Genomic DNA, 21453 nt, shown 5'->3' on the forward strand with positions numbered 1-21453 from the left:
GCGAGGCCGGCCCGGCCCTCGGCGGGATGCCGGTCTTGCCGGGGTCGGGCGCCCGCGGCTACCAGCCTTCGAGCGGTGGTGTGGTCTCGGACGGTGGTACGACCCAGGGCTCGACGGCCGCCGCCCAGATCGTGAAGGCCACCGCGGCGACGAGGAGCAGTGCCCAGCCGACGGCCCGTACGGCCCGTCGGCGGACGAGGATCCGCCGCCCGAGCTCGGCCGCTCGGGCGGCCAGATCCGGCGGGACTACGGGATGGGTGCCGTCCAGCATGCGCCGGACCTCGTCCGCCTTGCGGTCGGGAAGGCTCATGCGGCTCATGGCGTCGCGACTTCCGGCGCGGCTCCGCCCGCGGCAGGGGGGTGCGGGGAGTCGGCAGCGGCGCCGGAAGCCGGGCCTTGGGCAGCGGAGTCCGGCGCCGTGGAGCCGGGGGCAGGACGGCCAGGGGCGGAGGAGCCGGCGGCAGCGGAACCGTGGGCGGAGGAGCCGGGATCGCTGCGCGGCCTCGCCCCGCGCCGCGAGAGCGGCCCGCGCCGCCTGCGCGCCCCCTGAGCCGCCCGGTCGTTCCCGGTCTGCGGCGGGGGCGCGCTGCGCATGGCGGTGACCGCGCGCAAGCAGATCGCGCGGACCCGTTCGACCGGGAGGCCGAGCTGCGCCGCGGCCTGCTCCTCGGCCACACCCTCGTAGAGGCGCAGCACCAGCACCAAGCGCTCCTGAGAGGTGAGTCGCCCGAGCAGTCCTCGGCCGGCCGCAGCCCGGGAGAACCCCGGAACCGGCCGGCGGCGGCGCCACGCGGTGCGGGCGAAGCGGGCGGCGAGCTCCTGGCGCGTACGGTCGTACGGGTCCTCGCCGTGCAGTCGGTCCCAGCTCGCGTACGTACGGGCCAGGGCGGCGGTCAGCAGGCGCTCGGCCGTTTCCGGTTCGCCGGTCAGCAGTGTGGCGGCATGCAGCAGCCGGCCGGCCGCGCCCGCCACGAACGCCTCGAACTCCCGGGCCCGGCGGCGATCCTGTTCCGCTCGCCGCTTCCGCACCGCGCCTCCTGATCCTCCATAGGACGGCAGGTGCGGCGCGCGGTCAAGAGGCCTCACCTGGGGCGTGGCCGGTCGAGAGGGGTTTTTGTGGGGGCGGGCCGCGCGCCGGGGGCGCCGTCGCCTTCAGGGGTCAGGAAGCCGGCGCGTCCTCCGGGGCGGCCGTCGTCGCCATCCGCGCGGACAGCGCCTGGTTGAAGCGGGTCAGCAGCGTGCAGAAGACCTCACGCTCCTCCTCCGCCCAGTTCTCGGTCAGCAGCGACATCAGCTGGCGCCGCGAGGAGCGCACCTCCTCCAGGCGAGCCTTCCCGCGCGGCGAGAGCTGCAGCACGACGGCTCGCCCGTCCTCGGGGTGCGATGTGCGCTTGACCAGGCCGGTGTCGACGAGCGGGGCGACCTGCCGGGTGACCGTCGAGGAGTCGATGCCCATTCCGGCGGCGAGCGCCTTGACGCCCATCGGGCCTTCCCGGTCGAGGCGGTTGAGGAGGAGATACGCGGCCCGGTCCATGGAGTTGCGGACCGCTCCGACGCCGCCGAGCCGGGTCTGCTCCGCGCGGCGGGCGAAGACGGCCACCTCGTGCTGGAGGTCGTCGAGAAGGCCGCTGTCCGGGACCCCCTCCCGGGCGGTGGGCGGGGGAGCGGTCGTCATGTCCGAAGTCGTGGGCATGGGCCTGGGCTCACTTCGTGGGGATGAGGATGGGCTACGGATGCGCACAGGGTACGCGGCCGGGGACGTGGCCGTACGTGCCCCGGACAATCCCATGAACTCCCTGGACCACCCGCCCGGCCGGACCGCTGTGCCGGGTGGGAACTGCGAGACTTGGCCCATGGCTGCAACTCATGGCGACGCCGGCGGCCCGACGTCCCCTCCCCGGTCCGAGATCACCGTCGACGAGGTGCGCGCGGCGCACAAGATGCTCTCCGGGGTCGCCCGGATGACCGCGATGGAGGGGAGTCGTCACCTGACCGGACTGGTCGGCGCGCCGGTCCATTTCAAGTGCGAGAACCTCCAGCGCACCGGCTCCTTCAAGGTCCGCGGCGCGTATGTGCGCATCGCCGGGCTGAGCACCGAGCAGCGCGCCGCGGGTGTGGTCGCGGCCAGTGCCGGCAACCACGCGCAGGGCGTCGCGCTCGCCGCCTCTCTGCTCGGTGTGCGGTCGACGGTCTTCATGCCGGCGGGCGCTCCGCTGCCCAAGGTCGCGGCGACCCGGGACTACGGCGCCGAGGTCCGGATGCACGGGCAGGTCGTGGACGAGACGCTGCGCGCCGCCCAGGACTACGCCCGCGAGACCGGTGCGATCTTCATCCATCCCTTCGACCACCCGGACGTGGTGGCGGGGCAGGGCACGGTCGGGCTGGAGATCCTGGCGCAGTGCCCGGAGGTCCGGACGATCGTCGTCGGCATCGGCGGCGGCGGGCTGGCGGCCGGGATCGCGGTGGCGGTCAAGTCGTTGCGCCCGGATGTGAAGGTGATCGGTGTCCAGGCGGAGGGTGCCGCCGCGTATCCGCCCTCTCTGGCGGCCGGGCACCCGGTGTCGCTGGCGTCCGTGGCGACGATGGCCGACGGCATCAAGGTGGGGCGACCGGGTGAGGTGCCCTTCAAAATCATTGGCGATCTCGTGGACGAGGTCCGTACGGTCTCCGAGGACGAACTCTCCAGCGCGCTGCTGCTGTGCCTGGAGCGGGCGAAGCTTGTTGTCGAGCCGGCGGGTGCGAGCCCGGTGGCGGCTCTGATCTCGCGGCCGGAGGCCTTCGAAGGGCCGGTGGTGGCGGTGCTGTCGGGCGGAAACGTCGACCCGCTGCTGATGCAGCGGGTCCTGCGGCACGGCATGGCGGCGGCCGGGCGATATCTGTCACTGCGCCTGCGGCTGACGGACCGGCCCGGCGCTCTGGCGACGCTTCTCGGGGTGTTGTCAGTGGTCGACGCTAACGTCCTGGACGTGAGTCACGTACGGACCGATCCGCGGCTCGGGCTCACGGAGGCGGAGGTGGAGCTGCACCTGGAGACGAAGGGGCCGGAGCACTGCGCCGAGGTGGGGAGGGCGTTGCGCGAGGCGGGCTACACGGTCATGTCGTAAAGCGGCCGTGAGCACGTAGGGCACTTTCGTACGCGAAAGGCTATCGCGATGTATCGCGTCTGCGATACAGTCGCAGGCATGGCTTCATCCCGCGCTCAATGCGGGACATACCACCCATCACACGGGGAGAAATTCAATGCCAGGCGCCATTTACGCCGAAGGTCTGGTGAAGACCTTCGGCGACGTGAGGGCTCTGGACGGCGTCGACCTCGACGTGCCCGAAGGGACCGTACTGGGACTGCTCGGCCCGAACGGCGCCGGCAAGACCACGGCGGTCCGGGTGCTCACCACGCTGCTGCAGCCCGACAGCGGCAAGGCGGTCGTCGCGGGCCTCGACGTCCTCAGACAACCCAACGAAGTCCGCCGTTCCATCGGTCTCTCGGGGCAGTTCGCCGCCGTCGACGAATACCTCACGGGACGTGAGAACCTCCGGATGGTCGGCCAGCTCTACCAGATGCGGGCGCGCGAGGCGCAGGTCCGCGCCGACGAGCTGCTGGAGCGGTTCAACCTCTCCGACGCCGCCGACCGTACGGCGAAGACGTACTCCGGCGGCATGCGCCGCCGACTCGACCTCGCGGCCGCGCTGGTCGTCAGCCCGCCGGTGATGTTCATGGACGAGCCGACCACCGGCCTCGACCCACGGAACCGTCAGGCGCTCTGGGAGGTCATTGAGGAGCTGGTCGCCGGCGGCACGACGCTGCTGCTGACCACGCAGTACCTGGAAGAGGCGGACCGCCTCGCCGACGACATCTGCGTGATCGACCACGGCCGGGTGATCGCCCGCGGCACCTCCGACCAGCTCAAGTCCCAGACGGGCGGCGAGCGCGTCGAGGTGGTCGTGCACGACCCCGAGCATCTGTCGGACACCACCGAGATCCTGCGCGGCTTCGGCAAGGGCGAGACCAGCGTCGAGCCGCACACCCGCAAGGTCACCGTCCCCGTCATCGGAGGCGCCAAGCTGCTCGCCGAGGTCATCCGCGAGCTGGACACCCGCGGCATCGAGATCGACGACATCGGCCTGCGGCGGCCGACCCTGGACGACGTCTTCATCTCGCTCACCGGACACGCCGCGGAGGCGGCGGACGGAGAGTCGTCCGAGGACGTCCCCACGGCCGGGAAGCCGGTCGGCAGGACCAAGAGCAAGACGAACACCACGTCCCAGGAGGCCGTCAAGTGAGTGCCGTCACCGAGGCGGCTCCCAGAGCCGCCGCACCGCAGCCGCACGGCGGCCTCGTCCAGTCGGTCCACGACTCGCTGGTCATCGCCAAGCGCAACCTGATCCGGATGCTGCGGATCCCTGAAGTGGTCATCTTCGGGCTGATCCAGCCGATCATGTTCGTGGTGCTGTTCAGCTACGTCTTCGGCGGCTCGATCAACGTCCCGGGAGCCGGTCTCGACCCCGAGGCCTACCGCCAGTTCTTGATGGCGGGCATCTTCGCCCAGACCGTCACCTTCGCCACGGCGGGAGCGGGCGCGGGCATCGCGGAGGACATGCACAAGGGCCTCGTCGACCGCTTCCGTTCCCTGCCGATGGCGCGGGGCGCGGTCCTCACCGGCCGGACGCTCGCCGACCTCGTGCAGACGGCGCTGACCGTCGTCGTGCTCGCCGTCGTCGCGGTGATCGTCGGCTGGCGGATCCATGAGGGCATCTTCAAGGCGCTGGCCGGCTTCGGGCTGCTGCTTCTGCTGGGATACGCCTTCTCCTGGATCGGCGCGCTCATCGGCCTGTCCGTACGGAGCCCGGAGGCGGCCACATCGGGCGGGCTGATCTGGCTGTTCCCACTGACGTTCATCTCGAACGCCTTCGTGCCGGCCGACAACATGCCCACCGTCCTGCGGCACATCGCCGAGTGGAACCCGTTCAGCGCCACGGTGCAGGCCTGCCGCGAGCTGTTCGGCAACCTCCCGTCGACCTACCCGGTGCCCGACGCCTGGCCCATGCAGCACCCGGCGCTGGCGTCGGTCCTCTGGTCGGTGCTGATCATCGTGATCTTCCGGACCCTGGCGGTGCGCAAGTACCGCTCAGCCGCCGGCTGACTCGGACTGCTTCTGGCAGTGTCGGACCACAGCTGAGCCCCCGGCCATCCCGGCCGGGGGCTCCATCGCGTTCCCTCAGCCCTGGTAGGGCTTGGCCTCGAGGATCTTCACCGAGGCCGTACGGCCGTTCGGCAGCTCGTACTCCGCGTACTCGCCCGCCTTCTTGTCGAGCACACCGCTGCCCAGCGGCGACTGGGGGGAGTAGGTCTCGATATCCGAGCTCGCGTACTCGCGGGAGGCCAGCAGGAAGGTCAGGGTGTCGTCCGGATCGCCGTCGAAGGCGATGGTCACGACCATGCCGGGGGCCACCACACCGGTGTCTGCGGGGGCCTCGCCGACCTTGGCGTGCTGCAGCAGCTGGGTCAGCTGGCGCACGCGAAGCTCCTGCTTGCCCTGTTCTTCCTTGGCGGCGTGGTACCCGCCGTTCTCCCGCAGGTCACCCTCTTCCCGGGCCGCCTCGATCTTCTTGGCGATCTCGGTACGTGCGGGACCCGACAGGTAATCCAGCTCGGCCTTGAGCTGGTCGTACGCCTCCTGGGTGAGCCAGGTGACGTTCTCGCTGGTCTGGGTCACAGGTGCTCCTCGTCGGTGCTGGGAAATACAAAGCATCGCCCTATCCGGAAGATTGCGCCTTCACCGGTGGGCGAAACCACGAGCCTAACAATTCCGCTGGGGAAGGGGGAGGACGGAAACCGTAAGGATCGCGTCAACGCAGGTCAGGCGCGTGTCGGGGGGTGTGTCAGCGGGGGGCGACGCGAGGTGTCAACCCGAAGTCGCCGATGTGCAACCGATCAGCTCCACCGCCGTGGCGCGCCGGGTGGTAACCACCGTCGCGACCTTGTCCACCCGGCCCTCGCGCTCGTCGAACCGGATGTCCTTCCGGCCCACCTCGCCGCCGTCCTCGGCCTGTGCGCGCAGCGTGCACACCCCGGCCGTGTCCGCGTCCTTACGGACCTCCAGATGCGCTTCGACCGCCGTGTCCGAGACCACCTTGAACTTGATCAGCTCGCCGCTGACCTTCTGGCCCGAGATGTACGACACACCCGACCAGGCCACGACTGCCAGCAGGCCGGCACCCAGGACCGCCCCGACGATCTTCAGCGTGCGGTCGGCGCGGGCTTGGGATCCCCCATGCCGAAGGCCAGCGGAGGAACGGCCGTAGCGGTCGGCGGGTAGCCCCTCGCCCGTGGCCGTCATGCTCGTTCCTCCCGCGATGCGGACCGTGGAATGTACGGCCCCTCGATTCGGTCACTATAGAAGGCACCCTCTCCCAAGGGGACAGGGGGCCGCTTGCAGTGACGTCGGAGAATCTCCAGCGAATGAGGACCTGAGGATCGAGCCTTGAGCGAGACCGAGCAACTTCGATTGATGGCCGTCCACGCCCACCCCGACGACGAGTCGAGCAAGGGCGCGGCGACCATGGCCAAGTACGTGTCCGACGGCGTGGACGTGCTGGTCGCCACCTGCACGGGGGGAGAGCGCGGCTCCATCCTCAACCCCAAGCTGCAGGGCGATCCGTATATCGAGGCGCACATTCACGAGGTGCGTGCCAAGGAGATGGACGAGGCCCGCCAGATCCTGGGCGTCAAGCAGTCCTGGCTGGGCTATGTCGACTCCGGTCTGCCGGAGGGCGATCCGCTGCCACCGCTGCCCGAGGGGTGCTTCGCACTCCAGGACATCGACGAGGCGGCGGGCACGCTGGTGAAGCTGATCCGCGAGTTCAGGCCGCACGTGATCACCACGTACGACGAGAACGGCGGATACCCGCACCCCGACCACATCATGACCCACAAGATCTCCATGGTCGCCTTCGACGCCGCCGGCGACCCGGAGAAGTATCCGGAGGCGGGGGAGCCCTGGCAGCCGCTGAAGCTCTACTACAACCAGGGCTTCAACCGGCCGCGCACCCAGGCGCTCCACGATGCGCTGCTGGCCCGGGGCATGGAGTCCCCGTACGCGGAGTGGCTGGAGCGCTGGAAGGAGTTCCAGCGCACCGAGCGCACCCTGACGACGCACGTCCCGTGCGCCGAGTTCTATCCCATCCGCGACAAGGCGCTGCTCGCCCACGCCACGCAGATCGACCCCGACGGCGGCTGGTTCCGGGTCCCGATGGAGATCCAGCAGGAGGTCTGGCCGACGGAGGAGTACGAGCTCGTGAAGTCGCTCGTGGATACATCCCTCCCCGAGGACGACCTCTTCGCGGGCATCCGCGAGAATTGAGCCCATGACGTTTCCGACCACCGCTCTCGCCTTGACGCAGCTCGTCCCTCTCGCCAAGGAGCTGGACAAAAACAAGGTGACGCCCGGCGTCCTCGGCTTCATCGTCTTCGCGCTGATCGGCGGGGCGGTCTGGCTGCTGATGAAGAACATGAACAAGCAGTTCAAGAAGATCGACTTCGACGAGGCTCCGGCCGAGTCGACCGAGCCGAAGCGCGACTGACCCGCCGGTCCACCGCGCCGCCCGGCCGCCCGGTCGCGCGGCGGCCCGGCGGCATGCGGCGCGACCCCTAGTGGGAGGCGGGGACCTCCACCCCCATCACCTCACGGGAGTGGCGGGTGGGCGTCATGCCGAGGTGCCACGCCTGCCAGCCGGTCTCCGGCTCGACGCCGCGCTCGAGTATCAGCACGTATGCCTCCGCGCAGTCCTCCAGCTTCCCGTCCCGCGAATCATGTGACTCCCGCAGCAGCTCGGCCAGCTCCTCCTGAGCAACCGCCGTCCCGACGACCGAACCACCCGGCGACGCGAACGGCAGCAGCGTGCAGCGAAGGAAGCGCGCCCAGTCCTCCCCGCGCCGGTCGCCGTACGAGGTGAACAGACGCACCGCTTCGTCGCACAGCTCCAGCGCCTGAACGGCCCGGCCGTTCCCCGCGTCGATCACCGCCAGTTCTATGCAGGACCACGCCTCGCCGTGCGCCACGCCCACCCGGTGGAAGTCCTGCCGGGCGTCCTGCAGCAACTGACGTGCGAAGCCGCTGTTGCGCAACGACCCGGTCCGGGCCGCCCGCTGGTCGCGGGTGACCCGAGCGGAGTGGTGCCGGGCGCAGGCCAGCCCGTACACGTCCCGCATCCGGCTGAACATCGTGCGGGACCGCTCCAGTTCACGCACCGCCGCATCGTGCTCACTGCGCTCCTCCAGCGCCTGGCCCAGGTAGTACCGCGTCCAGGCCTCACCGCGCGCGTCCTCGTTGTCCCGATGCCGTGACAGGGCCGGCTGCAGCTCATCGACCGCCTCGGCCGGGTCACCGTCCACCAGCCGGGCCCGGGCCAGCTGCGTCAGAGCCCATGCCTCGCCGCGCCCGTCCCGCGTGCTGCCGTACTGGTCCAACGCCTGGCGCAGTTCGGCCTCCGCATCCGCCACCTCGCCCATCCGCAAGTACACCTGGCCGAGCTGGAAATGGGCCCACGCCTGGCCGTGCAGGCTCTCACTGACGCGGTGCAGCTCCAGGGCAGTCCGCAACAGCTCCAGCGCCTCGGCTATCTGCCCCCGGTCGCGCTCCACCGCCCCCAGCGCGTGCAGCGTCCAGGCCCGGTCCCCGCGCAGATCGTCACCGGCCTGCATCTGCAGCGCCTCGCGCAGCTTGGCCGCCGCCTCCGGCAGATGGCCCTGGTGGTGCAGGGTGATGCCCAGATCACGCAGCGCCCGGGCGGCACCGGCCGGATGCTGCGCCTCGACATACAGGTCCACCACCGACGACAGCGTCGTACGGGCCTTGTCCAGCTCGCCGAGCTGGCGGGCCGCGACGCCCGTGCGCCACTGCACCGACCGCACCAGCAGCCCACGGTCGGCGGCCTTCGTCAGCTCGCTCAGCTCGCCCAGTCGATAGAGGTCACCGCGCAGCAGGCAGTAGTCACACAGCGCGCCCAGCAGGTGCAGCACCGCCGACTGGTCCACGTCCTCCGCGTGCCGCAGCTCGGCCGTGATGAAGCTCGACTCGTCGTCCAGCCAGCGCAGCGCGGCGTCGAGCGAGCTGAAGCCGTGCGAGCCGGCCGGACTCTTGGACACCATGTCCGCGCGGGTCGACGTCTTCCCGTCGACCAGGCGGATCACCGAGTCCGCCAGCTCGGCATAGCTGCGGATCAACCGCTCCTGCGCCGCCGAGCGCTCGTCCGGCTCCTCCTCGTCGAGCAGCCGGGACTGCGCGAAAGCCCGCACCACGTCGTGCAGACGGTACCGGCTGCCCCGGACGTGTTCGATCAGCCCGGCCCGAGCCAGCGCCGCGAGCAGCCGGCCCGCCTCCTGCTCATCGGTGGCCAGCAGCGCGGCAGCCGCCGCCGCACCCAGGCTCGCGCGGCCCGCGAGCGAGAGCCGGCGCAGCAGCCTGCGGGCGCTCTCGGACTGGTCCGCGTAGCGCAGATTCAGGGCACGCTCGACCGGAGCCATCGGGCCGTATTCCCCTGGCCTGTCGGCATGGGCGACCCCTTCCAGGTCGGCGGCGAGGCCATGCGGTGTGCGGGCCCCCAGCGACGACCCGGCGATGCGCAGGGCCAGCGGCAGCCCGCCGCACAACTCCCGTATCCGGTCGCCCGCCTCCAGGTCGTAAGGACTCGTCGACTGCTCCGCGACACCCTGCAGAAGCTCCTCCGCCCCCGCCGCCGCCAGCGGCTCGACGGGCAGCTGGTGGACCCGCGCCGGAAGGTTCGGCGGCAGATCGAGCGGGCCCCGTGCCGTGACGAGCAACAGGCTGTCCGAACGCTCCGGCAGCAGCGCCCGCACCTGCTCGGGGCCGGACGCGTCGTCGAGGACGACCGTGACGGGCAGCCCGGTCAGATGCTGGTGATACAGCTCGCTGAGCCGCTTGAGCTGCTGCTCCGACGTGGACCGCTCCCGGAACAACAACTGCTCGCGGGGCGCGCCGAGCCGGTTCAGCAGATGCAGCAGCGCGTCCCGGGTCGACAGCGGCGGCTCCCCGGGGCTGTCGCCCCGCAGGTCCACCACGCACGCCCCGCGGAACTGATCCTTCAGATGGTGCGCGGCGCGCACGGCCAGCGTGGTGCGACCGGATCCCGGCGCCCCGTGCAGCACCACGACGGTCGGTTTCGTCTCCGTGCTCGCCCGGGAGGCGTGCACCCACTGGGCGACCTGCAGCAGTTGTGGCCGCCGCCCGACGAACGGGCCGTCCGCTTCCGGCAGATGGCCGAACGACTGCTGCAGCACGGTCCGCCGGCGGGCCGCCGCACTCTTGTCCCCGCCCCGCAGCCGCGGACCCGTCCCCGAACCGCCCGCGGAGCCGCTCGCGCCCCTGGACCCGGCCGCCCCGGTCGTCCGCCCGCTGCGGCGCGTCGCCGCGGCCAGCATCCGCTGCTGATCGAGGAAGGGCCGGATGCCCCGCACCTCCAGCGCCGTCAGCCACTGGAGTCTCAACTGCTCCGGGCCGCCCGGCTGGTTCCGCAGCGCCGCATGACGGTGCGCCGACGGCCAGTGACCTGCCGTGAGCCCCAGCACCGCGGCCGCGGCCCCCGCGACCGCCACCACGGCGCCCGCCCCCAAGGCCGTGTCCGTCGTGGTGCCGAACCCGAGGTCGGCGGCGCAGGCCGCCACCGCCGCGACGGCCGTCACCAGGGCCGGCGTGCCCAGTGCCTCCCGCGACAGCCGCTCGCCCAGCGGCCGCCGGGCCGCCGCAGACTCGTCCGCCGCGCGCACGTACGCCCCGTACTCCTCGGCGGCGCTCGCCGCCATCTCATCCAGCGCGCCGCGCGCCCGCGCCAGCAGTACGGCCGCGTCGGTGCGCCCTCCCGAGCGGCGCACCTCCTCCTCGACGGCGCGCTCCAACAGCCGCTCCGCTTCCGCCCGATGGCCGTCCCGCAGGACCGCCGGTGAGCCCGGCATGGACCTCCCCCTCCAGCAGCGATCGTTCCGTGTGCCAAGTCTTTCGCTTCTACGAGATTTCCGTCAGCCCTGTGGATAACTCGGGTCCGACTCCGGGCCTTTGGGCTTGCGAGCGTGTCCGCCAGGTCGTTCGAGCATGGGTAGTGAGTGCCCACACCTTGCGTCCGTGGTACGGCGTGGTACGGTCCAAGTATGAGCAGAGACTCGGATACACCCGGAACCGTGACGGTGCCGCTGCGTGAGCTGAACCAGCCGTCGAGGATCGCAGAGCGAGTCGAGGGCGGCATGGTCGTCATCGTCACCAAGAACGGCCAGCCGATAATGCGTATCGAGCCGTACGGGCAGCAGCACGCCCCGGTATACCCCTTCCGCACCGACCCCATGGGGCCGATCGAACTGCCCGATCTGGACCTTCCGGCCCTGACTGACGACGAGATCGAGGACACGCTTCGACGAATGGGCGGCCTCGATGACTGAGCCGGTCGCGATCGCAGATACGAATGCCTTGTACCGCCTCCTCGCCCCGAAGGAAGCGCGTCACCTCGAGCACCGCAAGGCGCTGGAGAGCATCGGCCACCTGGTCGTCTCCCCGATGGTCCTCGCGGAGCTGGACTATTTGATCAGCGAGCGCAGGGGCGCCAGGGCAGCCACAACCGCAATGGAATTCATCGCCCGGCAGGCGGATGCCCGCCGCTTCGAGGTCCCGAACACCGCCCCGCATCTGAACACGGCCATAGCGATCATGCGCGGATACCAGGACGCAGAGGGGGGCAAGGGCGTGGGCCTGACGGACGCGATGAACGTTGCGCTTGCCGCGGCCTTCCAGACGGCGGCCATGTTCACCACCGACCGGCACTTCCGCATGATGCGGCCCCTGACCGGACACGACGCCTTCCGGCTTCTGCCCGACGACCTCTGAGCCGAGCTGTGGCGGCACCGCGAAGAAGGGGCGGGCCTAGGCTGGAGGCATGGCGAACCGATTGGCCGATGCACAATCTCCGTACCTCCTCCAGCACGCCGACAACCCGGTCGACTGGTGGCCCTGGACCGGGGAAGCCTTCGACGAGGCGCGGCGGCGCGATAAGCCGGTGTTGCTCAGCGTCGGCTACTCCTCGTGCCATTGGTGTCATGTGATGGCTCACGAGTCGTTCGAGGACGCCGAGGTCGCCGCGTATCTCAATGATCACTTCGTGCCCGTGAAGGTGGACCGCGAGGAGCGGCCGGACGTCGATGCCGTCTACATGGAGGCGGTGCAGGCCGCCACCGGGCAGGGCGGCTGGCCCATGACCGTCTTTCTCACCCCGGAGGCCGAGCCGTTCTACTTCGGCACGTACTTCCCGCCCGAGCCGCGCCTCGGTATGCCGTCCTTCCGCCAGATCCTGGAGGGCGTCAGGGCCGCCTGGGCCGATCGTCGCGACGAGGTCGGGGAGGTCGCCGGAAAAATCGTCCGTGAGCTGTCCTCCCGCGCCCTGACTCTGGGCGCCGCAGGTCCCCGGCCGCCCGCCGAGGAGGACCTGCACGCCGCGCTGCTGGCCCTCACCCGCGAGTACGACGCCGCGCACGGCGGATTCGGCGGCGCGCCGAAGTTCCCGCCGTCCATGGCGGTGGAGTTCCTGCTGCGCCACCACGCCCGCACCGGCTCGGAGGGCGCGCTGCAGATGGCGCGTGACACCTGTGAGGCGATGGCCCGCGGCGGCATCTACGACCAGCTCGGCGGGGGCTTCGCCCGCTACGCCGTGGACCGCACATGGACCGTTCCGCACTTCGAGAAGATGCTCTACGACAACGCGTTGCTGTGCCGGGTGTACGCGCATCTGTGGCGGGCCACCGGGTCCGGGCTCGCCCGCCGGGTGGCGCTGGAGACGGCCGACTTCATGGTCCGTGAACTGCGCACGGCGGAGGGCGGTTTCGCCTCCGCGCTGGACGCCGACAGCCCCGTGTTCGAGGGGGAGGAGGCCGGTACCGGCAAGCACGTCGAGGGTGCGTATTACGTCTGGACGCCCGAGCAGTTGCGCGCGGTCCTCGGCGCGGAGGACGCTCGCCTGGCGGCCGCGCATTTCGGCGTGACGGAGGAGGGCACATTCGAGGAGGGCGCCTCGGTGCTCCAGCTCTCCGGGAAGGGAGACGGTACGGGCAGTGCGATGGACGTCCCACCGGACACGTCTCCGGACGCCGTCGGCCCGCAGGTGACGGACGACGGACGGGACGAAGGTGCCCGCATCGAGTCGATCAGGAGGCGGCTGCTGGCCGCCCGTGAGGAGCGGCCGCGCCCCGGCCGCGACGACAAGATCGTCACCGCCTGGAACGGCCTGGTCATCGCGGCTCTCGCCGAATGCGGCGCCTACTTCGAACGCCCCGACCTCGTCGAGGCCGCCCTGGACGCGGCGGATCTGCTGGTCCGCGTCCACATGGACCCCAGCGGCCGCCTCTCCCGCACCTCGCTCGCCGGCACCCCGGGCGGCCACTCCGGAGTGCTGGAGGACTACGCCGACGTCGCCGAGGGCTTCCTTGCGCTGTCGTCGGTGACCGGGGAGGGCGTCTGGGTCGAGTTCGCGGGGCTGCTGCTCGACACGGTGCTGCGCCACTTCACCGGCGAGGACGGCACGTTGTACGACACCGCCGACGACGGCGAGGTGCTGATCCGGCGGCCGCAGGACCCGACCGACAACGCCGCCCCCGCAGGCTGGACGGCCGCCGCCGGAGCGCTCCTCACGTATGCCGGCTGCACCGGCAGTGCACGCCACCGTGAGGCCGCCGAGCGGGCGCTGGGCGTGGTCACGGCGCTCGGCTCGCGCGCGCCCCGCTTCATCGGCTGGGGTCTGGCGGTCGCCGAAGCGGCGCTGGACGGCCCGCGCGAGGTGGCGGTGATCGGTCCGCAGGGCGACCCGGCCACCGCCGACCTGCACCGGACGGCACTGCTGGGCATGGCGCCGGGTGCGGTCGTCGCGCTCGGTGAGCCGGGCGGCGGCGACGCCGAGTACGTACCGCTGCTGCGCGACCGCTCGCTGCTGGACGGCCGCCCGGCCGCGTATGTGTGCCGCGACTTCACCTGCGACGCACCGACCGCCGACCCGTCAGTACTGGCCGAGAAGGTGGGCGGCTGGGTGGGCTGAGGGGGTCGGTGCCACGGGATGCCACGCAGCGGTCAGAGGGTGAGCCCGCGGGAGAGGGTGTCCAGGGTGCGGTCGATCAGCTCCGCGAGGTCCTCGACCTGCCCGCGTGCGGCCCAGTGGAGGACCGTCTCCTGAAGGGAGGCGAGCACCGAGGCGGCGAAGACCCGCAGTTCCAGGTCGTCCGCCGGTCGGCCGGTGCGTTCGGCCAGTACGCGGCAGAGCATGTGCGCAGTGGCCGCGTTGCTCTCCGCCATGCGGGCCCGGATCGCCGGGACGCCGAGGGCCAGTCCCGCGCGGAGGCCGATCTCCTCCCGGTCCTGATCCAGGACATGGCGCCGGGTCTCGAGCACGACCTGCCGGATGGACTCCAGGGGCGGCTCACCCGCGGGGCGCCGCCGCAGCTCGGCCTCCAGCAGCGCGTCGTACTCATCGGTCAGGACGATGTCTTCCTTGGACGGGAAGTAGCGGAAGACCGTGCTGGGGGAGACCTCCGCGGCCTCGGCGATCCGCTCGACGGGCGTGGCGTCGTACCCCTGCTCCTCGAAGAGCCGGTAGGCGGCCCGGCGAATCGCCTGCCGGGTCTTGATCTTCTTCCGTTCGCGCAGTCCGAGCCGGGGGCCGGGCGCGTCGGGGGTGCGGGGTCGTACGGGGGCCATGGCGGTCATTGTCAGGCATCGGCTCCCGCCCGGCCATGGGTCGGGCGGGGCAGGACGGCTGCGGGGGAGAGCCGTCGGAGAGAGCTGCGAAGGAGAGCCGTGAGGGGAGAGCGGCGAAGGAGCGCCGGGGGCGCCGCGCCGCTCCGGTCAGGCGTGCTGGTAGGCGACCAGGGAGACCCCGACGTAGTGCACGACGAAGGCCGCCAAGGTGAAGGAGTGGAACACCTCGTGGAAGCCGAACCACCGCGGTGACGGATTCGGCCGCTTGATGCCGTAGACCAGGCCGCCCGCGCTGTAGAGAACGCCACCGACGATCACGCAGACCAGCACCGCGATGCCGCCCTTGTGCATGAAGTCGGGGAGGAAGAAGACGGCCGCCCAGCCCATCGCGATGTAGCAGGGGGTGTACAGCCAGCGCGGCGCCCCGACCCAGAAGACCCGGAAGGCGATCCCGAACAGCGCGGCCGCCCATATCGCCCAGAGGAGCAGCTGCCCCCTCCCGTCCGGGATGAGCAGGATCGTGAACGGGGTGTAGGTGCCCGCGATGATCAAGAAGATATTGGCGTGGTCGAGCCGCCGCAGCACTGCCGTGACCCCGGGGCTCCAATTGCCGCGGTGGTAGAGCGCGCTGACGCCGAAGAGCAGGCAGGCCGTCAGCGTGTAGATGGCGCAGGCGATACGGCCCCGGGTGCTGTCGGCGAGCGCGGTGAGAAAGATGCCGGAGATCAGCGCGGCCGGGAACATCCCGGCGTGCAGCCAGCCGCGCAACCGCGGCTTGACGGGGGTCGGCAGGGTGCGCGTGCGTGTGCCGGAGGGCGGCTCTGCTGAGGGCTGGTCGTCGGACGCTGCGTCGGGGGCGGAGTCGGGCGGGGCGGCAGTCATGGCCGTCATGCTACCTACGGAACCGTAGGTTACGTGCGGGCATCGAGTGGTGATGCTCACGGGACTGCCCACTGGACAGATTTCTTCCCGGGTCGGAGGATCAAATGAGTGCGGTCGGCACCGGATGAGCGGTCACGAAGCGTCCGGGTCGCAGCCCCCACGGGGCAACTACCTTCATAAACGGACATCTGGCACGGAGATGTCCATCAAACCCTCAACATCTGACGCCGGGGCGGCGTGGTCCCGGCGCGGAACGGAGCGATCGTGGCGCGCAGCAATGCGGCTCCCACCACCCTCACCAGCCACCAGGAGCTCATCTCCTGGGTCGATGAGATCGCCGCCCTCACCCAGCCCGACCAGATCGTCTGGTGTGACGGCTCGGAGGCGGAGTACGAGCGCCTGTGCGGGGAGCTCGTCGCGAAGGGCACGTTCAGGAAACTCGACCCGATCAAGCGCCCCAACTCGTACTACGCCGCCTCCGACCCGAGGGATGTGGCGCGAGTCGAGGACCGCACCTTCATCTGCTCCGAGAAGGAGGAGGATGCGGGCCCGACGAACCACTGGATGCACCCCGACGAGATGCGCAAGATCTTCACCGGGGGAGCTGGGGGTACCACCCACGCCGAAGGCAGTGGGGGAATCTTCCGCGGGTCGATGCGCGGTCGCACGATGTACGTCGTGCCGTTCTGCATGGGACCGCTGGGCTCGCCGCTGTCCGCGATCGGCGTCGAGATCACCGACTCCGCGTACGTCGCCACCGCCATGCGCACGATGACCCGCATGGGGCAGGCCGTTCTCGACGAGCTGGGCGAGGACGGCTTCTTCGTCAAAGCCGTGCACTCCGTGGGCGCCCCCCTCGAGCCCGGCCAGGCCGATGTGCCCTGGCCCTGCAACGGCACCAAGTACATCTCGCACTTCCCGGAGACCCGCGAGATCTGGTCGTACGGCTCCGGCTACGGCGGCAATGCGCTGCTGGGCAAGAAGTGTTACGCGCTGCGCATCGCCTCGGTGATGGCCCGCGACGAGGGCTGGCTCGCCGAGCACATGCTGATCCTCAAGCTCACCCCGCCGCAGGGCGAGGCCAAGTACGTCGCCGCCGCCTTCCCCTCCGCCTGCGGCAAGACCAACCTCGCGATGCTCGAGCCGACGATCCCCGGCTGGACGGTGGAGACCATCGGCGACGACATCGCCTGGATGCGCTTCGGTGCGGATGGCCGCCTCTACGCGATCAACCCCGAGGCCGGCTTCTTCGGCGTCGCGCCGGGTACCGGTGAGCACACCAACGCCAACGCCATGAAGACCCTCTGGGGGAACTCTGTCTTCACCAACGTCGCGCTCACCGACGACGGCGACGTGTGGTGGGAGGGCATGACCGAGGAGACGCCCGCGCACCTGACGGACTGGAAGGGCAACGACTGGACACCGGAGAGCGAGACGCCGGCGGCCCACCCCAACGCCCGCTTCACCGTCCCGGCCGCGCAGTGCCCGACCATCGCGCCGGAGTGGGAGGACCCGAAGGGCGTGCCGATCTCGGCGATCCTCTTCGGCGGCCGCCGCGCCTCGGCCGTGCCGTTGGTGACCGAGTCCTTCAGCTGGCAGCACGGCGTCTTCCTCGGTGCGAACGTCGCCTCGGAGAAGACCGCTGCCGCCGAGGGCAAGGTCGGCGAGCTGCGCCGCGACCCGTTCGCCATGCTGCCGTTCTGCGGCTACAACATGGGTGACTACATGGGTCATTGGGTCGAGGTGGGCAAGGCTGCGACCGCCAAGGGGGACCAGGCGAAGCTGCCGAAGATCTACTACGTGAACTGGTTCCGCAAGGACGTCGACGGCCGGTTCGTCTGGCCGGGCTTCGGCGAGAACAGCCGCGTGCTGAAGTGGATCGTCGAGCGTCTGAATGGCACGGCGGAGGGCGTCGAGACCTCGATCGGCGTGCTCCCGACGAAGGAGTCCCTCGACACCGACGGTCTCGACCTCGACGACGACGGTCTCGAGTTCCTGCTCACCGTCGACAAGGGCGTGTGGCGTGAGGAGGCCGCGCTGGTGCCCGAGCACCTCAACACCTTCGGAGACCACACGCCGAAGGAGCTGTGGGACGAGTACCACGCCCTCGTGGAACGGCTCGGCTGACTCCGCCGGCTTGCGCACGGCCTACAGGCCCCAGGGCCTGTAGGCCGTTTCCACGCCTGTGGCGCCTGGGTCGCGTGACGTTGCGCTACGCGGCCCAGGGCCGTCAGTGGGCGGCGAGCGCCGGGGAGGCCGATGCGTCGAGGGCGGCGGCGTGGGCGTCCATCCGCTGCGCCGCGAGGATCGCGGCGGTGGTGTCCGCGCGGGACGCGGCGACGACCAGCGCCCGGCCGGCCAGGGCGTGTGCCCGCCGGTGCAGCGCCTCGGCCCGCCCCTCACGGCCCGCAGCGGAGCGGCGCTGCACCGGGGCGGTCGACGGGGCCGCGGTGCTCGAGCGGACGGGGCGCGGCCCCTTCCGCAGCCGAGCGACCTGCTCGGATATCCGGTCGGCCGCCTGGCCGAGATCGTCGTCGGCATCGGCGGTGAGCGGGCGCAGCTCGTCGGTCACGGCCAGCAGCGCGGCCAGGTGCCCGGCGAGCTGGATGTCCAGCTCTTCCTCACGGGAGCGGTGCGGGTACCCCGGCTCGGCCATGGTGTGGACCGACTTGGTGCGGATCGGTTCGTACATGGTGGCCTCCAGCGCGGTTAGGAGTCCATCCTACCTTAGACCGTGTCTAAAGTTTAGCTGGATCCCGATACCTTCGGCGGCCAACGCATTGCGGGGCACGACGGACGTCGTGCCCCGCAACGGGAAGTTGGAGGAAAGTGCGCGGGCGGACGGGAAGGCCCGCCGTACGGCGGCGGAACCAAGGCCGCCGACGCGAGCGCTACGGCTGTCCGTAGCCGTCCAGGAACTGCCCGATTCGGGTCACCGCGTCCTCCAGGTCCTCCTTGTGTGGCAGCGTGACCAGGCGGAAGTGGTCCGGATCCGGCCAGTTGAAGCCCGTCCCGTGGACGATCATGATCTTCTCGGCGCGCAGCAGATCGAGGACCATCTCCCGGTCGTCCTTGATCTTGTAGACCTTCGGGTCCAGCCGCGGGAAGGCGTAGATCGCCCCCTTCGGCTTCACGCACGTCACCCCCGGTATCTGCGTGAGCAGCCCGTACGCGACGTCGCGTTGCTCCAGCAGCCGCCCGCCCGGCAGCACCAGATCCTTGATCGACTGCCGGCCGCCGAGTGCCGCGGCCACCGCGTGCTGTGCGGGCATGTTGGCGCACAGCCGCATATTGGCCAGGATCGTCAGCCCTTCGATGTAGCTGGCGGCGTGCTCCTTGGGGCCGCAGACCGCCAGCCAGCCGCTGCGGTAGCCCGCCACCCGGTACGCCTTCGACAGGCCGTTGAAGGTCAGCGTCAGCAGGTCCGGGGCGATGGCGGAGGTCGAGGTGTGTGTGGCCCCGTCGTAGAGGATCTTGTCGTAGATCTCGTCGGAGCAGACGATCAGCCGGTGGCGGCGGGCGATGTCGGTGATGCCGCGCAGCAGTTCGTCGTCGTACACCGCCCCCGTCGGGTTGTTCGGGTTGATGACGACGATGGCCTTGGTGCGGTCGGTGACCTTGCGCTCGATGTCCGCCAGGTCCGGCATCCAGTCGGCCTGTTCGTCGCACCGGTAGTGCACGGCGGTGCCGCCCGCGAGCGAGACCGAGGCCGTCCACAGCGGGTAGTCGGGTGCGGGGATCAGCACCTCGTCACCGTCGTCGAGCAGCGCCTGCATCGACATCTGGATCAGTTCGGAGACACCGTTGCCCAGGTAGACGTCCTCGACGTCGAGCTCAATGCCCTGGGTCTGGTAGTGCTGCATCACCGCGCGGCGGGCCGCGAGCAGGCCCTTGGCGTCGCCGTAGCCGTGCGCGTCGGCGAGCGAGCGCAGCATGTCCTCGAGGATCTCCGGCGGGCACTCGAAACCGAACGCCGCCGGGTTGCCGGTGTTGAGCTTGAGGATGCGGTGACCCGCCGCCTCCAGCCGCATTGCCTCCTCGAGCACCGGACCACGGATCTCGTAGCAGACATTGGCGAGCTTGGTTGACTGGATCACCTGCATGTCCGACACCTTAAGGGCCCGCCACCCGCTCGGCGCGATGGTTTTCGCCACGTGGACGTCCCGGGCGGCGCCGGCACCCGTCGTGGATCTTTGGCGCTCAGCCCACAGGTGATCGCCGCACCGACCGGCCGGCCAGAACGTCGGTCCGCCGCCCGTCTTCGATGACAAAGCGGCCATCGATGAAGACGTACGGAATACCGGTCGGAAGCGTCCTCGGGGCTTCGAATGTGGAGCCGGCCGCGACGGTCTCCGGATCGAAGAGAACGAGGTCGGCGCGGTGTCCCTCCCGTACCAGGCCCCGGTCGGGCAGCCGCAGCCGGGCCGCCGGGCGGGACGTGAGATGCGCCACGCATTCCTCCAGACTGAGGACGCCGAGCTCGCGGACGTACTTCCCGAGGTACTCGGGGAAGGTGCCGTACGCGCGCGGGTGCGGCTTGTCGCCGTGCAGGATGCCGTCGCTGCCGCCGGTGTGGACCCGGTGTTTCATGATCGTCTGGACGTTCTCCTCGTGGCCGACGTGCTGGAGGATCGTCGACCCGAGCCGGTCCTCGATCAGGAGTCGGCGAGCGGTGACGAACGGGGGCTCGCCACGCTCGGCTGCGCTGCGGGCGATGGTCTTGCCGACGCAGTCGGCCAGGGCGGGGTTCGCCACGCCGGAGATCTCGATGGTCTCCCACTCGACGGGCACGCCGTGGCAGCCGTCCGAGCCCTCGACCTCCATGGCGTACCGGATGCGCTCGGCGTCGGCGTCGTCGCGGAGGCGACGGAGCACGGCGTCGGGGCCGCCTTCGCTCGCCCAGCTCGGCAGCAGCGCCACGAGCGTCGTACAGCCCGGGAGATAGGGATACGTATCGAGGGTGATGTCGGCACCGTCGGCCAGGGCCTTGTCGAGGAGCGTGAGCAGCTCGGGCGCGCGCCCCTTGTTCACGCCGAAGTTCATGGTGGCGTGGGCGAGATGGAGGGCGCACCCGGCGTCCCGGGTGAGGGCGACCATCTCCTCGTACGCCTGGAGGGCACCCGCGCCGTACGAGCGGTGGTGCGGGCAGTAGTAGCCGCCGTAGGACGCCACGACCTCGCACAGCTCGGTGAGTTCGGCGTCGGAGGCGTACATGCCGGGGGTGTAGGTGAGGCCGGACGACAGTCCGACGGCGCCCTGCTCCAGCCCGTCGGCCACGAGCCGCTTCATGTGGTCGAGTTCGGCGGTGGTGGCGGGGCGGTCGTCCCAGCCGACGGCGAGCATCCGGACCGTGCCCTGAGGGACGAGATAGGCGGCGTTGACGGCGATGCCGTGGCCGTCGAAGCCGCGGTCCAGGCGGTCGAGGTACTCGTCGACCGTCCGCCAGGTGAAGTCGATGTCGGAGCCGTCGCCGTTCCAGCCGGTGATCTGCGTGCGGATCTCGGTGAGGCTGCGGTCGTCGACGGGGGCGTAGGAGAGGCCGTCCTGGCCGATGACCTCCAGGGTCACGCCCTGGGCGACCTTCGCCTCGTGACCGGGGTCGCGGAGGAGGGCGAGATCGCTGTGCGCGTGCATGTCGATGAAGCCGGGGGAGAGGGCGAGGCCGTCGGCCTCGACGACGCGGCGGGCCGCCGGCCGGTCCTCGCCCTCGCGCGCGATGGAGGCGATCCGACCGGCGTCGACGGCGACGTCCGCGCGGTACGAGGGGCCGCCCGTTCCGTCGATGACCCGGGCGTCCCGGATGACCAGCTCCATGTCTGCGACTCCTTGTCTG

19 protein-coding genes and 1 pseudogene are annotated in these 21453 nt (G+C 70.7%); 9 read left to right on the plus strand and 11 right to left on the minus strand.

Translation table 11 applies throughout. The features are described from left to right. Positions 1-58 precede the first annotated feature (58 nt). The 3 genes and pseudogenes from ACTWQI_RS28990 to ACTWQI_RS29000 all read right to left on the minus strand — a co-directional run bounded on the left by ACTWQI_RS28990 (position 59) and on the right by ACTWQI_RS29000 (position 1693). Positions 59-310 carry a hypothetical protein gene (locus ACTWQI_RS28990; RefSeq protein ID WP_443274946.1) on the minus strand — a complete coding sequence of 84 codons (252 nt, stop codon included), beginning with the start codon at positions 308-310 and terminating at the stop codon, positions 59-61. A 233-nt stretch (positions 311-543) separates the two neighbouring features. Then, positions 544-1029 (minus strand): annotated as a pseudogene (locus tag ACTWQI_RS28995) (sigma factor-like helix-turn-helix DNA-binding protein); the annotation flags it as partial. A gap of 130 nt (positions 1030-1159) precedes the next feature. Then, positions 1160-1693 (minus strand): MarR family winged helix-turn-helix transcriptional regulator, encoded by a 534-nt coding sequence (locus ACTWQI_RS29000; RefSeq protein WP_443274948.1) that lies wholly within the window; start codon positions 1691-1693, stop codon positions 1160-1162. A 160-nt stretch (positions 1694-1853) separates the two neighbouring features. Here ACTWQI_RS29000 and ilvA point away from each other — a divergent pair, with 160 nt between their 5' ends. From ilvA to ACTWQI_RS29015, 3 genes are all read left to right on the plus strand, one after another. Further along, a complete protein-coding gene (gene ilvA / locus ACTWQI_RS29005) occupies positions 1854-3104 on the plus strand; it encodes a threonine ammonia-lyase (RefSeq protein ID WP_443274949.1) in 1251 nt (416 codons plus the stop codon). A gap of 136 nt (positions 3105-3240) precedes the next feature. After that, the gene (locus ACTWQI_RS29010) at positions 3241-4281 is read left to right on the plus strand and encodes an ATP-binding cassette domain-containing protein (RefSeq protein ID WP_443274951.1); all 1041 of its coding nucleotides are present in this window, start codon (positions 3241-3243) and stop codon (positions 4279-4281) included. Next, positions 4278-5141 (plus strand): ABC transporter permease, encoded by an 864-nt coding sequence (locus ACTWQI_RS29015; RefSeq protein WP_443274953.1) that lies wholly within the window; start codon positions 4278-4280, stop codon positions 5139-5141. The genes ACTWQI_RS29010 and ACTWQI_RS29015 overlap by 4 nt, the downstream gene beginning before the upstream one ends. 75 nt (positions 5142-5216) lie before the next feature. Here the strand turns inward: ACTWQI_RS29015 and greA are convergent, their stop codons facing one another. After that, positions 5217-5714, minus strand: a complete 498-nt coding sequence (gene greA, locus ACTWQI_RS29020) for a transcription elongation factor GreA (protein ID WP_443274955.1) — start codon at positions 5712-5714, stop codon at positions 5217-5219. A gap of 189 nt (positions 5715-5903) precedes the next feature. Next, the gene (locus ACTWQI_RS29025) at positions 5904-6338 is read right to left on the minus strand and encodes a DUF4307 domain-containing protein (RefSeq protein WP_443274957.1); all 435 of its coding nucleotides are present in this window, start codon (positions 6336-6338) and stop codon (positions 5904-5906) included. 171 nt (positions 6339-6509) lie between these two features. On the opposite strand from ACTWQI_RS29025, the gene mca reads away from it, so the two are divergent. Together mca and ACTWQI_RS29035 are read left to right on the plus strand one after the other, a co-directional pair. Continuing rightward, positions 6510-7361, plus strand: coding sequence for a mycothiol conjugate amidase Mca (mca, locus tag ACTWQI_RS29030; RefSeq protein WP_443274977.1), 852 nt, complete (start codon positions 6510-6512; stop codon positions 7359-7361). Positions 7362-7365: 4 nt separating this feature from the next. After that, complete coding sequence (locus ACTWQI_RS29035) at positions 7366-7581, plus strand: hypothetical protein (protein ID WP_443274958.1); 216 nt, start codon at positions 7366-7368, stop codon at positions 7579-7581. 67 nt (positions 7582-7648) lie between these two features. Here the strand turns inward: ACTWQI_RS29035 and ACTWQI_RS29040 are convergent, their stop codons facing one another. Continuing rightward, on the minus strand, positions 7649-10969 hold the full coding sequence (locus ACTWQI_RS29040) for a tetratricopeptide repeat protein (RefSeq protein ID WP_443274960.1): 3321 nt from the start codon (positions 10967-10969) through the stop codon (positions 7649-7651). A 192-nt stretch (positions 10970-11161) separates the two neighbouring features. Between ACTWQI_RS29040 and ACTWQI_RS29045 the strand changes: the two genes are divergently transcribed. The 3 genes from ACTWQI_RS29045 to ACTWQI_RS29055 are packed head-to-tail and all read left to right on the plus strand — an operon-like array spanning position 11162 to position 14082. Further along, the gene (locus tag ACTWQI_RS29045) at positions 11162-11446 is read left to right on the plus strand and encodes a type II toxin-antitoxin system Phd/YefM family antitoxin (RefSeq protein WP_443274962.1); all 285 of its coding nucleotides are present in this window, start codon (positions 11162-11164) and stop codon (positions 11444-11446) included. Continuing rightward, positions 11439-11888 (plus strand): PIN domain-containing protein, encoded by a 450-nt coding sequence (locus ACTWQI_RS29050; RefSeq protein ID WP_443274964.1) that lies wholly within the window; start codon positions 11439-11441, stop codon positions 11886-11888. The genes ACTWQI_RS29045 and ACTWQI_RS29050 overlap by 8 nt, the downstream gene beginning before the upstream one ends. A 49-nt stretch (positions 11889-11937) precedes the next feature. Then, a complete protein-coding gene (locus ACTWQI_RS29055; RefSeq protein ID WP_443274965.1) occupies positions 11938-14082 on the plus strand; it encodes a thioredoxin domain-containing protein in 2145 nt (714 codons plus the stop codon). A 32-nt stretch (positions 14083-14114) separates the two neighbouring features. Here ACTWQI_RS29055 and ACTWQI_RS29060 read toward each other — a convergent pair whose 3' ends face one another. Both ACTWQI_RS29060 and trhA read right to left on the minus strand, forming a co-directional pair. Then, on the minus strand, positions 14115-14747 hold the full coding sequence (locus ACTWQI_RS29060) for a TetR/AcrR family transcriptional regulator (protein ID WP_443274967.1): 633 nt from the start codon (positions 14745-14747) through the stop codon (positions 14115-14117). Between the two features lie 138 nt (positions 14748-14885). Next, on the minus strand, positions 14886-15620 hold the full coding sequence (gene trhA, locus ACTWQI_RS29065; RefSeq protein WP_443274969.1) for a PAQR family membrane homeostasis protein TrhA: 735 nt from the start codon (positions 15618-15620) through the stop codon (positions 14886-14888). A gap of 264 nt (positions 15621-15884) precedes the next feature. Between trhA and ACTWQI_RS29070 the strand changes: the two genes are divergently transcribed. After that, positions 15885-17747, plus strand: a complete 1863-nt coding sequence (locus ACTWQI_RS29070; RefSeq protein ID WP_443274971.1) for a phosphoenolpyruvate carboxykinase (GTP) — start codon at positions 15885-15887, stop codon at positions 17745-17747. A gap of 103 nt (positions 17748-17850) precedes the next feature. Here ACTWQI_RS29070 and ACTWQI_RS29075 read toward each other — a convergent pair whose 3' ends face one another. The 3 genes from ACTWQI_RS29075 to ACTWQI_RS29085 all read right to left on the minus strand — a co-directional run bounded on the left by ACTWQI_RS29075 (position 17851) and on the right by ACTWQI_RS29085 (position 21434). After that, positions 17851-18312: an SCO4983 family protein gene (locus ACTWQI_RS29075; protein WP_443274972.1), complete on the minus strand. Its 462-nt coding sequence runs from the start codon at positions 18310-18312 to the stop codon at positions 17851-17853. A 199-nt stretch (positions 18313-18511) separates the two neighbouring features. Beyond that, complete coding sequence (locus ACTWQI_RS29080; protein ID WP_443274974.1) at positions 18512-19723, minus strand: pyridoxal phosphate-dependent aminotransferase; 1212 nt, start codon at positions 19721-19723, stop codon at positions 18512-18514. A 97-nt stretch (positions 19724-19820) separates the two neighbouring features. Beyond that, positions 19821-21434, minus strand: coding sequence for an N-acyl-D-amino-acid deacylase family protein (locus ACTWQI_RS29085; RefSeq protein WP_443274979.1), 1614 nt, complete (start codon positions 21432-21434; stop codon positions 19821-19823). Between the last annotated feature and the right edge of the window lie 19 nt (positions 21435-21453).

Origin of the sequence: Streptomyces sp. KR80, from assembly GCF_052245555.1 — a bacterium.
Classification (GTDB): domain Bacteria; phylum Actinomycetota; class Actinomycetes; order Streptomycetales; family Streptomycetaceae; genus Streptomyces.